The sequence below is a fragment of the Jiella flava genome, from assembly GCF_017349315.1.
Taxonomy (GTDB): Bacteria; Pseudomonadota; Alphaproteobacteria; order Rhizobiales; family Rhizobiaceae; genus Jiella; species Jiella flava.
The window spans coordinates 17,601-32,086 of the sequence record NZ_JAFMPP010000009.1; the positions used below are offsets into that span (position 1 = coordinate 17,601).

Genomic DNA, 14,486 nt, shown 5'->3' on the forward strand with positions numbered 1-14,486 from the left:
TCACACCCGATGTTCGTCAACCATTAATATCCCGCAGTGCGATCGGCGACGTTTTCGAGCGGCTCGCCGCGCTCATGCGCGGCGATCTGGCGCATGATGATCGGCGCGAGGGAATCCGGATCGGACAGCGCCGCCGCATGGGGCGTGACGAAGACCTTCGGATGGCTCCATAGCCGGGATTCAGCCGGCAGCGGCTCGACGGTGAAGACATCGAGCGAGGCTTCCATCAGCCGCTCGTCGTCAAGCGCCGCGAGAATCGCAACCTCGTCCTGCAGCGCGCCGCGCCCGGCATTGATCAGAACCGGTCCGCCGAGCGGGGTTTCCCGCTTCAACTTCGACAACAGATCGGCGCCGATGATGCCGCGCGTCTCTGACGTCAGCGGAAGCAGCACGACGACGATGTCGCTGGCGCCGAGGAACGGGGCGAGCCCGGCCGTGCCGGCGAAGGTTTCGACGCCCTCCACGCGTTTTGCGCTGCGGCTCCAGCCGGTGAGCTTGAAGCCGAGAACGCCGAGCTTTGTCGCGGCGTCGATCCCGAGAACACCAAGACCCATAATGCCGACTGTGACGTCCTTGGCGGCCGGCTGCATGCGCTCATGCCAGATCTTCTGCGCCTGCTGCTGGCGATAGGCGCGGCCGCGGCGAAAATGATCGAGCACCCGCCAGACGACATATTCGCTCATCCGGTCCTTCAGATCGTCGGCGACGATCCGCACGACCGGCACGTCGGGCAACTCGCGGTCGGCAAGGATGTGGTCGACGCCGGCGCCGAGCGAGAAGATCGCCTTGAGGTTCGGCAGGGTCGCGAGCAGCCCGGGAGGCTGTTTCCAGACGACGGCGTAGTCGATCGGCTCACCCGTGGCCGCTGCCGGGTCAACAACGATCCGGCGATCCGGCGCGGCAAGATGCAGCGCCTCCCACCAACGGGACGGATCAAAACCGGTCACGGAAAGCAGAATGGTCATGCGTTGTCGTCACTGTCAAAGAGTGTTCCCTGAAGCGCCTGCGCCCGCGGACGACCCTTGCGTGCGAACCAGTGCGTACAGGCGATGAGGTAGCCGTTCTGCACCCAGCCGTCGTCGACCGCCGCAATCAATGCGTCGACCGGGGCGAGGATCGGCCGGATGTCTTCGTGCTCGTCGTCGAGGCCGGCGCTCTCGGCAAGCCCGTCGGCGTCGACGATGGCGAGATAGACGTGGCCGTGCTCGTTGGTCACGCCCGGCGCGGGCAGCATCGAAAAACAGTGCTCGATCGCCAGCGCCTGAAGGCCGGTCTCCTCGGTGAGCTCGCGGGCCGCGGCGGTCGCGGTATCCTCCTCCGGATCAACCATGCCGGCCGGCAGTTCAAGCGCTGCGGGATTCGGCGTCGCCAGGGCCGCGGCGAGGCGAAACTGCCGGATGACGACGATCGCGTCGCGCTTGGGATCATAAGGGAGAATCACGACAACCGGACCGGTGGCGAGATATTCGCGATCCATCGGCCCGATCCGGCCTTCGCCGACGAGCGGGTCGTGCTCGATCTCAAGCTTGCGGAAATCGCGAAAGCCGCCGTGGATTAGCTCATCCTTGATGATGGCGAAGTCGAGCGGCTGATCGCTCAACTGATCGCGGTAATGTCCGCTCATTCGGAAACGACTCCTGTCGGCGCGGCTTTGATGTCGAAGGCCGCCGCCATCAAGGCCTTGGTATAGTCGGTCTGCGGCCGCTCGAAGATATCTTCGGCGGGGCCACGCTCGACCACCTGGCCGTTGCGCATGACGATGACCTCGTTGGCGAGGGCGCGCACGACTTTCAAGTCGTGGCTGATGAATAGATAGGCCAGGTCGTGCTTTTTCTGAAGGTCGCGCAAAAGATCGACCACCTGCGCCTGGACGCTCATGTCGAGGGCCGAGGTCGGCTCGTCGAGCATGACGAAACGCGGATTGAGCACCATCGCCCGGGCGATCGCGACGCGCTGGCGCTGACCGCCGGAAAATTCGTGCGGAAAGCGGAAGCGGGCGGCCGGATCGAGCCCGACCTCGCGCATGACGCCGACCACCCGCTGATCGCGCTGGTCGGCATTGAGCCCCCGCTCGTGAATCTTCAGCCCTTCGGAGATGATGTCGGCGATCGACATGCGCGGCGACAGCGAGCCATAGGGATCCTGGAAAACGATCTGCATGCGCTCGCGCAAGGGGCGCATCGCCCTGAAGGAGCGCTGATCGATCCGCTCGCCCTCGAAACGAATCCCGCCTTTCGACGAGATCATGCGGCTCAGGGCGAGGCCGAGGGTGGTCTTGCCGGAACCGGATTCGCCGACGACGCCGACCGTCTGGCCGGCCCGCACCATGATATCGATGCCGTCGACCGCCTTGACGTAGCCAGCGACGCGGCGAAACAGCCCTTTGCGGATCGGGAACCAGACTTTGAGGTCTTCGGCTTCCATCACCACCGGTGCGTTGGCGTTGGCGGCGGGCGGTCGGCCCTTCGGTTCGGCTGCCAGGAGATGCCTGGTATAGGCGTGATGAGGGTCGGCGAAGATCCGCGGGGTCGGGCCTTCTTCGACGATCTTGCCGCGATACATCACGCAGACCCGGTCGGCGATCCGCCGGACGATGCCGAGATCATGGGTGATGAACAGCATCGCCATGCCATGCTCGGCCTGCAGCGTCTTCAACAGCTCGAGAATCTGCGCCTGGACGGTGACGTCGAGGGCCGTGGTCGGTTCGTCGGCGATCAGCAGGTCCGGATCATTGGCGAGCGCCATCGCGATCATCACGCGTTGGCGCTGGCCGCCGGAAAGCTGATGCGGATAGGCGCCGAGCCGCTCCTCGGCATTGCGGATACCGACCTGGGTCAGAAGCTCCAGCGTGCGGGCGCGCGCCGCCTTTTCGCCCATGCCGCGATGGATCTTCAAGACTTCGCCGACCTGCCGCTCGATGGTGTGCAGGGGGTTGAGCGAGGACATCGGCTCCTGAAAGATCATCGAAATGCGGTTGCCGCGCACACGCCGAAGGTCGCGCTCATCGTCATCGATGAGGTTTTCACCGTCGAAATAAATTGCGCCGCTTGGATGGCTGGCCGCCGGATAGGGCAAAAGCTTCAGGATCGAGAGAGCCGAGACCGACTTGCCGGACCCCGATTCGCCGACGAGCGCGAGGGTCTCGCCCTTGGCGATCTGAAACGACACGTGGTCGACCGCGAGCGTCGTCGCGCCGCCCTGACTGAAGGCGACGGAGAGGTGGTCGACCGACAAGAGTGGTCGGGCGGCGGCGGGAGACCGTTCGGCAGCCTTCAAGGTCAAGCGGCGGCATCCTCTTTGAAACGGAGACGAAGGGGCAGGGCGGAGCGTGGCATCATCCAAAGCTCTTGCGCGGATCGAAGGCGTCGCGCACCGCCTCGCCGACGAAGACCAGCAGCGACAGCATCAGGCTGATGACGATGAAGCCGGAAAATCCGAGCCACGGCGCCTGCAGATTGTTCTTGCCCTGGGCGAGCAGCTCGCCGAGCGAGGGCGAGCCGGGCGGCAGCCCGAAGCCGAGGAAATCGAGCGACGTCAAGGTGGTGATCGAGCCGTTCAAGATGAAGGGCAGGAAGGTCAGCGTCGCCACCATGGCGTTCGGTAGGAGATGGCGGAACATGATCGTCCAGTCGCCGACGCCGAGAGCGCGGGCGGCATTGACATATTCGAAGTTGCGGGCCCTGAGGAACTCCGCCCGCACCACGCCGACAAAGGCGACCCAGGAGAACAGGAGCAGGATGCCGAGCAGCACCCAGAAACCCGGCGGCAGGATCGCGGCGATGATCAGCAAAAGATAGAGCACCGGGATCGACGACCAGATTTCGATGAAGCGCTGGAAGAAAAGGTCGACCCAGCCGCCGAAATAGCCCTGGATCGCGCCCGCGCCGACGCCGATCACCGCCGAGGCGGCCGTCAGCACGAGGCCGAACAGCACGGAAATGCGGAAACCGTAGATCAGGCGGGCCAAAACGTCGCGGCCCTGATCGTCGGTGCCGATCCAGTTCATGTTGCCGAAGGTACAGTTCGGATCGTCGACGCCCTTGGGATAGCGCGCGCAGCGATCCTTTTCGCTCAACGTCCAGGAGGGCGGCGAGGGCGCCGGCGTCGGGATCTCGTTGTTGACCGTGTTGTAGGAGTAGCGGATCGGTGGCCAGATCATCCAGCCATTCTGCGTGATCTCGTCCTGAACGAAGGGATCGCGGTAATTGGTGACCGGCAGGAAGCCGCCGAAGGTCTCTTCGGGATAGTCGACGAGGATCGGATAGTAGAACTCGCCCTTGTAATCGACGAGCAGCGGGCGATCATTGGCGATGAGTTCGGCAAACAGCGTCAAAACGAACAGGATCGCAAAGATCCAGAGCGACCACATGCCCCGCCGGTTGGACTTGAAGTTCTTCCAGCGCCGCTGATTGAGCGGCGAGAGCAGGGGGCGCTTGACGCGGGCGGCTTCGACCGCGCCTTGGGGGATCATCTGGCCGATGCCGGCGGTTTCGTCGCGCGCGAGTTCGGCCGCGACGTCTTCGTCGGTGCGCTGATGAAGGGATGGATCGGTCGCGATGCGATCTTTCAGGCTGTCATCGGCCATGGCGTCAGACCTCCCGTTTCTCGAAATCGATCCGGGGATCGATCCAGGTGTAAGTAAGGTCGGAGATCAAGGTGGTGATCAGGCCGATCAGCGAGAAGATGTAGAGGGTCGCAAAGACAACGGGATAATCGCGCTTGTAGATCGATTCAAAGCCGAGCAGGCCGAGGCCGTCGAGGGAGAAGATCGTCTCGATCAACAGCGAGCCGGTGAAGAAGGCTGAGACGAACGCGCCTGGAAAGCCGGCGACGATGATCAGCATGGCATTGCGGAAGACATGGCCGTAAAGCACCCGCCGCTCGGTCAGACCCTTGGCACGGGCGGTGGTGACGTACTGCTTGCGGATTTCGTCGAGGAAGGAGTTCTTGGTAAGCAGTGTCGTCGTCGCGAAGGCGGAGAGCGACAGTGCGATCAACGGCAGCGTGAGATGCCAGAAATAATCCGGGATCGTTTGCCCGACGCATCGCTCCACCGAAAACGCCGCCGACCAGGGCGCGCACCAGTCGCCCCTGACGCCGTCCGATAGCAGCCCGCGTAGGGGGAACCAGTCGAAGAACGAGCCGCCGGCAAACAGCACGATCAAAAGGACGGCAAACAAGAAGCCGGGAATGGCATAGGCGACGATGACGACGCCGGAGGTCCAGATGTCGAAGGTCGAGCCGTCCTTCAGCGCCTTGCGGATGCCGAGCGGGATCGAGATGGCGTAGGACAGCAAGGTGATCCACAAGCCAAGCGAGATCGAGACCGGCATTTTTTCGAGGATGAGTTTCCACACCGAGATCGAGCGGAAATAGCTCTCGCCGAAGTCGAAGCGGGCATAGTTCCAGATCATCAGGCCGAAGCGTTCGAGCGGCGGCTTGTCGAAGCCGAATTGCTGTTTCAGCTTGGCGATGAACTGCGGATCGAGCCCCTGCGCGCCGCGGTAGCCGGAGTCCTCGCCGCTGCTGGCGCCGAAGTCACCGCCGCCGCCCGACACGCGTTCGGTGGCGCCGCCGGCATCGCCGCGCAGACCCGCGATCACCTGTTCGACCGGACCGCCCGGGGCGAACTGCACGACCAGGAACGAGATCGCCATGATGCCGAGGATGGTCGGAATCATCAAAAGCAGGCGGCGGAGGATGTAAGCGCCCATGCGGGGGAAGCGTCTCCGGTTTCAAGGTGTCGCGGTGCGAAATCGGTCGACGGGCCCGAAGCGGCGCGCCGTCTTCCGAGGGTGTTAAACAAAAGCCGTGTCTTGCGCAAAAGGACGGTCGTTGCCTGAACGCATCCTTTCCGCCAGCCCTTGCTCAGGCCTTGCCGATCGCTTTCGCCTTGGCCGCGTCGAACCACCACAGGCTTTCGACCGGCCAGCCATAATCCGGCTTGTCCGGTTTGAACCCGAACCTGTCCCAGAATGCGGCACGATGGGACTGGGAGTAAATATTGGGGATCCAGTCGAGCCGCGCCCGCAGCACCCGGTCGAGGGCGCGCATCGCCATCGTCAGACTGCGCCGGTCGGACGCCTTGTTGACGACCTCGATCAGCGCATCGACGCCGGGATCGGCCATGCCGACGAGATTGTTCGCCCCCTGGCGATCCCTGGTGGCGCTGCCGAACAGATCGGTCAGGCTGTTGCGGCTCGGCGTCGCGCCGAGGCTGAAAGCGGCCCCGATCATGTCGAAGTCGAAGCGGTTCTGGCGGTCCTGATACTGCGCCCCATCGACGAGACGGATGGAGGCATCGACGCCGATCAGCCGGAGTGTCTGGATGAACTTGCCGTAGACCCGCTCGAAGCCGGGATCGTCGATCAGATATTCAAGCGCAAAGCCCTGCCCGTTGGCATCGACCAGGCGGCCGTTCTTCTGGCGCCAGCCAGCCTCGCTGAAGAGCCGCAGAGCCTCGCGCAGCATCTTGCGATCCTGGCCGGAGCCGTCGGAGACCGGCTGCCGCCAGACGTCGCCGAACACCGCGTCCGGCAGTTTGTCACGCAGCGGCTCGAGGATCTCCAATTCCGCCGGAGAAGGCGGCCCCTCGGCCTTGAAATCGGAACTCTCGAAGCAGGAATCGGCGTGCTGGTAGAGGCCATAGAACATGTTGGCGTTCGTCCATTTGAAGTCGAAGCACATGTTGATGGCTTGGCGGATCCGCGGATCGGCAAAGCGCTTGCGGCGTTGATTCAGCGCCCAGCACTGGAAGACCGGCGTCTTTTCCTTGGGAAATTCGCGTTTGATCACCTTGCCCTCGGTGACCGCCGGGAAGACGTATTCCGTCGCCCAGGTCTTGGAAACAGACTCCTCGCGGAAATGGATGTTGCCCTTCTTGAAGGCTTCGAAAGCGGTGGTGCGATCGCGGAAAAAGTCGATGCGGATCACGTCGAAATGGTCGAGGCCGCGGGCAAAGCCCATGTCCTTGGCCCAGTAATCCGGCCGCTTTTCATATTCGATGTAGCGACCGAAGTCGTAAGCCTTGATTTGGAAGCGCCCGCTGCCGGGAATGGCTTTGGTGCTGACCGATTCGAACGGCTGGTCGTCGAAGAAGGCCTTCGGGATAATCGGCACTGCAAAGGCTGCAAGGGCATCCTGATCGGTTTGGTGGCCGGAAAACACCAGCCGGACGCGATCCGGTGCTTCGACTTCGATCCGCTCCAGCTGCTGCAGGACGATCTGGAGCGACGGGTGGCCCTTTTCCTTGAAGGTTTCGTAGGTGAAGACGACGTCTACAGGGGTGACCGGCGCGCCGGTTGAGAACGTCGCCTCCGGCCGCAGCGCGAAGACATAGGCGTTGCGATCGTCGGACAGCGTCACCGTTTGGGCGAGGGCCCCGTAGATCGCGTCGGGCTCGTCGAGGGCGCTGGCCATCAGCGTGTCGTAGAGGCTTTCCATGCGCGGCGGAGCACTGCCGCGCAGGACGAAGGTGTTGAGGGTGTCGAAGGTCAGCGGCGACTGATTGAAGCCCCAATTGGGCACCGAGAAATTGAACTGACCGCCGGACGGTGCTTCCGGGCTCGCATAGTCGAAATGCGGAAAATCCGGCGGATATTTGAGATCTCCGAAGGCCGAGAGGCCATGCAGCGGCCGCCCGGTGGCGGTGAGGGCGAAGCCGCGGGTCGGCAGGGTGGCGGTGGCGGCCAGGCCGGCGGCAAGCCGGCCGAATCCGCGGCGGGTGAGGTTCGGGCTGCAGCTCATGGTTTGGCAGATCCGGTCGCCGCGTCTTTGGCCGCCGCCTTGATCCACCAGGCGTAGGGATCAACCGAGCTATAGGCGGGATGCTTGCCGGACATGCCGAACTTGTTCCAATAGGCGATCCAGTCCTCCGGCTTGTACCACTGAGGCACGACATAGAACTCCCAGAGCATCACCCGGTCGAGTGCCCGTGTCGCGGCGACGAGGTCCTCGCGATTCTTGGCATAGACGATATCGTTGATAAGCGTGTCGACGGCCGGGTTCTTGATGCCGGCATAGTTGCGGCTGCCCGGCGCGTCGGCGGCTGCGCTCGACCAGAAATCCCGCTGCTCGTTGCCCGGAGAGAGCGACTGCGGATAATATTTCATCGCCGTCATCTCAAAATCGAAGTTCTGCATGCGCTCGATATATTGATTGCTGTCGACGATCCGGACCGTCGCATCGATGCCGAGCCGGCGCAGGCTACGGGCATAGGGCTCCAGCGTGCGGGTATCGGAAGGATCGTTGCCGAGCATCTCGATGGCCAAGGGCTTGCCGGACTTGTCGACGAGACGCGTTCCCTTCAGCGCATACCCCGCCTGTTTGAGAAGATCATAGGCCTTGCGCAGATTCTCGCGGGTGGATTTTTCGTCGGTGTAAACCGGGAGCTTGAATTCCTCGGTGAGCACTTCAGGCGGGATCTTGGCCTTTAGCGGCGTCAGAAACTGCAATTCGCCCGGGCTCGGCAGGCCCTTGGCGGCGAGTTCGCTGTTCTCGAAATAGCTTAATTGCCGCTGATAGAGACCGTAGAACAGAGTTCGGTTCATCTCCTGGAAGTTGAAGGCGAAGGTCAGCGCCTCGCGCACCCTCCGATCCTGAAATTTCGGCAGGCGGTTGTTGAGGACGTAAGCCTGCATCGACGCGACCTGATGGTCGGGAACCGTCATCTTCTTGACCTTGCCGGCCTTGAACGCCGGAAAACCGTATTCGGTCGCCCAGCGGCGCGAGATATTTTCTGCACGATAGTCGTCGAGGCCGCCTTTTTTGAAGGCTTCCCACGCGGCGTTGGAATCGCGTAGATACGTAAAATCGATCCGGTCGAAGTTGTTGCGGCCGACATGCGGCGGTGCATTTGCGGCCCAATAGTCCTTGACCCGGTCCCATTCGATCGATTTTCCGACGACGAAATGCCCGATCGTATAAGCGCCGGAGCCGAGCGGCGGCTCGACAGTCGGCTGCGAGATGTCGCGTTTCTTGCCGTTGGGGCCTGTGCCTTCCCACCAATGTTTCGGCAAGACGGTCAGATCGCCCATGATCTGTGGCAATTCGCGGTTGCCGGTCTGGTCGAAGCTGAAGGTGACCTGGCGATCGCCGGTCTTCTCCGCCTTGACGACGTTCTTGTAATAGGACGCCCACTGGGGATTGAGCGTCTTCAATGTCTCGAAGCTCCAGATCACGTCCTCGACGGTGATCGGCTGGCCGTCGTGCCAGCGCGCCTTCGGATTGAGCCGGAAGGTGACGGAGGAGTCGTCCTTCGGATAGCGCACCGCCTCGGCGACCATCGCATAGGACGTCGAGGGCTCGTCGGTCGATTGCTCGAACAGCGTATCGTAGAGCAGTCCGCCGCCGAAATTGGCAAGACCTGCCGCCGGCGTGCCCCGCACAACGTAGGGGTTGAAGCTGTCATAGGAGCCGATGACCACGGAATTCAGCGTGCCGCCCTTCGGGGCTTCCGGATTGACGTAGTCGTAGTGCTTGAAGTCGCTGCCATATTTCGACGGGCCGATCAGCGACATTGAGCTGCGCCACACGCCGCCGGTCGGATCCGCTTGGCTCGGCTGAGGCCCGGCCTGCTGGGCCGGGGCGCCGCCCGGTGCGGCCGATTGGGGGGCTGCGGGAGCGGTGGTCGCCGTGCCTGCCTTGCTGTCTCCGCTCTCTCGGGTGGCCCCGGTCTGCGCAGACGCTGCCGAAAACGATAGCGCGGCGACCAGAGCTGCGATTGCGGGGAAAAGGGCGAGACGTGTCAGGAACGGCAAGGGCAGGTCTCCGTGCAATGTCGTCTTGGGTGCCATGCCTTCATGCGAAGGTCTGGTGTCGTCATTGGGGCAAAACGGCGCTGAACACAGTGTCATCGCGTTTTATGGCGAGCATCGGGTTCTTTCGCCAAGTCACAACGTTTTCATTGCGTGCCGGCTGAGCGAGCGATGCGGCAAAGGCCAAAGAAAAAGCCCCGAACCCTGCGATTCGGGGCTTCTTTGACCTTGCGGCACGGCGGTGATCCGCCTCATTGCCCCTTCTTCTGGCCGTTCTCGTCGAAGCTGGCGAGATAGGCGATGACGTTGTCGATGTCCTTTTTGTCCTTAAGGCCCGGGAAGGACATTTTGGTGCCGGGGGCGACCGCCTTCGGATCGGTGAGCCAGGCATGGAGTTCCTCGACTGTCCAGGTCGGATGGTCCTTGGCATAATTCTGCAAGGCCGAGGAGAAGCTGTAGCCGTCCACGACGGCGATCTTCTCACCGACGATGCCGTTCAGCTCCGGGCCGATCTTGTTCTTGGCGCCTTCGCCGATGGCGTGGCAGGCCTTGCACTTATTGAAGACCTTTTCGCCCGCCGCCGGATCGCCGGCCATGGCGGTCTGGGTCGCGTTCGGCGCCGGAGTGGCCGCGCCCTGGTCGCTGGAGGCACCGTTTTGCTGCGGTTCCGCCGGTTTTGAAGTCTCGTCGGCCGGCTTGGCTTCCGGCTTCGGCGGTTCGGATGCGGCTTCCTCGCCGCTCGAATTGTCGGTCGGTTTGGCTTCGGCCGGCTTGTGGGTCGTTTCAGCTCCTGCATTGGCGCCCGATTCCGTCGTCGTGGCCGGATTGGTCGCCTGAGGCGCAGCCTCGGCGGTCTTCTTCTGGCCGTTCTCGTCGAAGCTGGCGAGATAGGCGATGACGTTGTCGATGTCCTTTTTGTCCTTAAGGCCCGGGAATGACATTTTGGTGCCGGGGGCGACCGCCTTCGGATCGGTGAGCCAGGCATGGAGTTCCTCGACTGTCCAGGTCGGATGGTCCTTGGCATAGGTCTGCAAGGCCGAGGAGAAGCTGTAACCGTCCACGACGGCGATCTTCTCGCCGACGATGCCGTTCAGCTCCGGGCCGATCTTGTTCTTGGCGCCTTCACCGATGGCATGGCAGGCCTTGCACTTATTGAAGACCTTTTCGCCCGCCGCCGGATCGCCGGCCATGGCGGTCTGGGTCGCGTTCGGCGCCGGCGTCGCAGGCTTCGCCGCTTCGCCCGCGGCCTTTTGATCTTCCGCAGCCGGCTTGGCCTCGGCGGGCTTCTCGCCGCCAGCCGCAGCGCTCGCTTCCTTGGCGGGCGCTTCCGGCAAGAGCGCGGGATTGTCGGAGAGGGTCCGCAAATAGGCGATGACGTCGGCGCGGTCCTGCGGGCTCTTCAGGCCGGCAAAGCCCATCTTCGTCCCAGGGACGTCGTCTTTCGGGCTTTTGATGAAGTGATAGATGTGATCGTAGTCCCATTTCTCAGCGCCATTTTTGGAAAAGTCCTTCATGGCACCGGAATAGGAAAAGTCGGAAATCGAGGCGATCGGCCGGTTCACGACGTCCCAAAGATGCGGGCCGACCTTGTTCGGGCCGCCTTTTTCGCCCGAATGGCACGCGCCGCACTTCTTGAAGATCGCTTCCCCCTTGTCGGCACTGGCGTTTTGCAGCAAAGCAGCGATCGGGGGATCTTCCTTGGCGGCCTCCTGTCCCCCGCCGGAGCCGCCCTGAGTTGCCTCGGCGACCTTGATTTCGTATCCGGGTTTTTCGGGGGCTTCGGAATGGAACAATCCCTCGGCGAGTAGGCTGCCGCCAAACAGCACGAATACCGTGCCTAAAATGGCCCCGAAGATCTTGTTTGCCTCAAACGAATCCATTGTCCGGAACGATCCTCCCCATGACGTCCTGCAACTTTGTCGCTTCGAGCCGCCCAAGCTCAAAACGCCCGGACCCTAGGAGTTTTGCCGTATCAAGGCAACCTCTGTAGAAGCAATGATGCCGACGCTTTTTGTCACTTCCCAAAGGTTCGTTACAGCATCGGCCCGTTCCAATAGGATTGAACCATCGTAACATGTCGACACTTGTTCTCATTCCCGCGCGCCTTGGTTCGACACGCCTTCCGCGAAAAGCTTTGGCCGACATCGTTGGAAAGCCCATGGTGGTGCGTGTCGCCGAAAGGGCCGCGCTCGCCGACGTTGGACGGGTCGTTGTCGCAACCGATGCCGACGAAATTCTCCACGTGGTCAGGAATGCGGGTTTCGAAGCCGTGATGACGTCGGTTGAGCACCAGTCGGGCTCGGATCGGATCCACGAAGCGCTGTTGGCCGTCGATCCCAACGGGGACGTCGAGACTGTGATCAACGTCCAGGGCGATCTTCCGACCATCGATCCGGAAACGATTCGCCTCGCTTTGAAGCCGTTCGAGGAGCCATCCTGCGACATTGCGACGCTTGCCGCCGAAATTCGCCACGACGACGAGCGCATCAATCCGAACGTCGTCAAGCTGGTCGGTTCGCCGATCGGGCCGAATCGTCTTCACGCGCTCTACTTCACCCGCGCGACGGCACCTTGGGGTGAGGGGCCGCATTACCACCACATCGGCCTTTACGCCTATCGCCGGGCCAGTCTGGAGCGCTTCGTGCGGCTCGCGCCATCGGTCTTGGAGCGGCGGGAGAAGCTGGAGCAGCTCAGGGCACTCGAAAACGGGATGCGTATCGACGCCGAAATCGTCGATACTGTGCCACTTGGCGTGGACGGGCCCGACGATCTGGCCCGCGCCCGCGAAATCTTAGGAGCATGAGGTCATGGCCGACGATCGCCCGATGATTGCCTTCCAGGGCGAAACCGGGGCCAATTCCGACATGGCGGTGAGAGACGTCTTCGGCGACGCTTATGAGGCGCTGCCATGCCCGTCCTTCGACGACGCCTTTGCGGCTCTGCGCAACGGCGCCGTCGAATATGAGGGGCGCCTTCGGCGGGTCGAGCGGGCGATGATCCCGATCGAGAATACGCTGGCGGGCCGTGTCGCCGACATTCACCTTCTGATGCCGGATTCCGGGCTGCAGATCGTCGGCGAATATTTCATGCCGATTCACTTTCAGCTGATGGCACTGCCGGGTGTCGCCCGGTCCGATATCCGCAGCGTGTCAAGCCACATTCACGCGCTTGGGCAATGCCGGAAATATCTCAGGGCCAATGGCTGGAAGCCGCAGGTTGCCGCCGACACCGCCGGGGCGGCGCGCGAAGTCGCCGCGGCGGGCGATCGCAGCCGCGCCGCGCTCGCGCCGCGGCTTGCCGCGGATTACTATGGTCTGTCGATTCTCGAAGAGGACGTTGAGGATTCGGCGAACAACGTCACTCGCTTCGTCATCCTCGCCAATCCCGAGCAGCAGCCCTTCGTCGACCCCGACGAGCAACGCCTGAGCCTTTGGGTCGCGCGTGATCCGCAAAAGAGCGAGGATGGGCGCTCGATGGTCAGCCGAGACGTGGTGACCACCTTCGTCTTCCGGGTGAGGAACATTCCGGCCGCCCTTTATAAGGCGCTTGGTGGCTTTGCGACCAACGGCATCAACATGACTAAGCTCGAAAGCTACCAACTCGGCGGCAGCTTCTCGGCGACACTGTTTTATGCCGATGTGGAGGGACATCCGCATGATCCGGCGCTCGGCCGGGCGCTCGAGGAGCTGCGCTTCTTCTCCGCCGAATACCGCAATCTCGGCGTCTATCATGCCTCGGAGGATCGTCAGGCTCGGCTTTTGCCGGGCGAGTGATCAGCGCTCGGTCGAGCCGGCGCTCGCCGCCTCGGCGCGGGTGACGAGGTCAAGGATCGCGCCAGGCAGGCGGCCGGTCTCGAGAAGCGGCGCGTGGCCTTGGCCTCTGACGACGATAGCTTCGAGGCTCGGGTGGCGCGTGCTCATCGTGGCGACGGTCTCGGCCGTGAAAAGCTTCGAGGTCTCGCCGCGAATGACGAGCAGCGGCACGCCCTTGAGGAGATCGAAGGCGGCCCAGAGTTCCGGCAGCGGGTTGTCGAGGTCCATGGTGCGCAGCGGTTCGAGCAGCCGACGATCGTAATCGCCGAAGATGCGGCCGTTGTGCTCGACGAAGCCGGCGCGCGCCATGCGAGCGAAATCGGCCTGTGACAGCGCCGGGAAGCGTGGCGCATTGGCCTTGGCGACGGCGTCGATGGCCTCGTCCCAGCCGGCAAAGGATTCGACGATGCCGACGGTGTCGCGGATGTGCCGTAACCCTTCGAGTTCCAGCCGCGGCCCGGCATCATTGAACACCACTCCGGCGATGGCGGCGAGCCGCATGGCCGCGATCGAATGGATGATCAGCGCCCCGCGGGAGGTGCCGACGAACACCGCGCGATCGATTTGGAGATGATCGAGGCCGGCCAGCGTGTCGGCGGCCTCGGCGGCAACCGTGTAGCCATCCGGACCCGCCGCGGGATCCGACAGCCCGCGGCCGCGATAGTCGAAGGCGAGGATAAGCCGCCGCGGATCGGTGGCGGTGATCGCGGTGGCGAGCGCCGCGAAGTCGCGGGCGTTGCGGGTCAGCCCCGGCAGGCAGATGATCGGCAGCAGATGGGAGCGCCTGGCTGTCTCGGGATCTCCCCAGAGCCGACCGGCAAGGGTCAGCCCGTCATGGAGGAAGGTGAAGACTGCGCCGCTCTCGCCCGCCATGACCGCCTCGTTGGTGCGTGACCGCCTCAATCTTCGGTAAGGCGCA

11 protein-coding genes are annotated in these 14,486 nt (G+C 63.2%); 2 read left to right on the top strand and 9 right to left on the bottom strand.

From position 1 onward, the window contains the following. Nucleotides 1-23: 23 nt before the first annotated feature. The 8 genes from J1C48_RS11445 to J1C48_RS19170 all read right to left on the bottom strand — a co-directional run bounded on the left by J1C48_RS11445 (nucleotide 24) and on the right by J1C48_RS19170 (nucleotide 11,635). Nucleotides 24-965 carry a 2-hydroxyacid dehydrogenase gene (locus tag J1C48_RS11445; RefSeq protein ID WP_207257989.1) on the bottom strand — a complete coding sequence of 314 codons (942 nt, stop codon included), beginning with the start codon at nucleotides 963-965 and terminating at the stop codon, nucleotides 24-26. Next, nucleotides 962-1,624, bottom strand: coding sequence for an NUDIX domain-containing protein (locus J1C48_RS11450; protein WP_207257990.1), 663 nt, complete (start codon nucleotides 1,622-1,624; stop codon nucleotides 962-964). Before J1C48_RS11450 ends, J1C48_RS11445 begins: the two co-directional genes overlap by 4 nt. Beyond that, the gene (locus tag J1C48_RS11455) at nucleotides 1,621-3,282 is read right to left on the bottom strand and encodes an ABC transporter ATP-binding protein (RefSeq protein ID WP_231081733.1); all 1,662 of its coding nucleotides are present in this window, start codon (nucleotides 3,280-3,282) and stop codon (nucleotides 1,621-1,623) included. Before J1C48_RS11455 ends, J1C48_RS11450 begins: the two co-directional genes overlap by 4 nt. A gap of 52 nt (nucleotides 3,283-3,334) precedes the next feature. After that, nucleotides 3,335-4,471, bottom strand: coding sequence for an ABC transporter permease (locus J1C48_RS11460; protein WP_231081746.1), 1,137 nt, complete (start codon nucleotides 4,469-4,471; stop codon nucleotides 3,335-3,337). A gap of 118 nt (nucleotides 4,472-4,589) precedes the next feature. After that, nucleotides 4,590-5,714: a microcin C ABC transporter permease YejB gene (locus tag J1C48_RS11465; RefSeq protein ID WP_207257992.1), complete on the bottom strand. Its 1,125-nt coding sequence runs from the start codon at nucleotides 5,712-5,714 to the stop codon at nucleotides 4,590-4,592. A 154-nt stretch (nucleotides 5,715-5,868) separates the two neighbouring features. Further along, on the bottom strand, nucleotides 5,869-7,746 hold the full coding sequence (locus J1C48_RS11470; RefSeq protein ID WP_207257993.1) for an extracellular solute-binding protein: 1,878 nt from the start codon (nucleotides 7,744-7,746) through the stop codon (nucleotides 5,869-5,871). Continuing rightward, a complete protein-coding gene (locus J1C48_RS11475; protein ID WP_246753868.1) occupies nucleotides 7,743-9,518 on the bottom strand; it encodes an extracellular solute-binding protein in 1,776 nt (591 codons plus the stop codon). The genes J1C48_RS11470 and J1C48_RS11475 overlap by 4 nt, the downstream gene beginning before the upstream one ends. A 488-nt stretch (nucleotides 9,519-10,006) precedes the next feature. Next, nucleotides 10,007-11,635: a c-type cytochrome gene (locus tag J1C48_RS19170; protein WP_207257995.1), complete on the bottom strand. Its 1,629-nt coding sequence runs from the start codon at nucleotides 11,633-11,635 to the stop codon at nucleotides 10,007-10,009. Between the two features lie 194 nt (nucleotides 11,636-11,829). On the opposite strand from J1C48_RS19170, the gene J1C48_RS11485 reads away from it, so the two are divergent. Next, complete coding sequence (locus J1C48_RS11485) at nucleotides 11,830-12,558, top strand: 3-deoxy-manno-octulosonate cytidylyltransferase (protein WP_207257996.1); 729 nt, start codon at nucleotides 11,830-11,832, stop codon at nucleotides 12,556-12,558. A 4-nt stretch (nucleotides 12,559-12,562) separates the two neighbouring features. Next, complete coding sequence (locus J1C48_RS11490) at nucleotides 12,563-13,528, top strand: prephenate dehydratase (protein ID WP_207257997.1); 966 nt, start codon at nucleotides 12,563-12,565, stop codon at nucleotides 13,526-13,528. Here the strand turns inward: J1C48_RS11490 and J1C48_RS11495 are convergent, their stop codons facing one another. Beyond that, nucleotides 13,529-14,440 carry an alpha/beta fold hydrolase gene (locus J1C48_RS11495; protein WP_207257998.1) on the bottom strand — a complete coding sequence of 304 codons (912 nt, stop codon included), beginning with the start codon at nucleotides 14,438-14,440 and terminating at the stop codon, nucleotides 13,529-13,531. Between the last annotated feature and the right edge of the window lie 46 nt (nucleotides 14,441-14,486).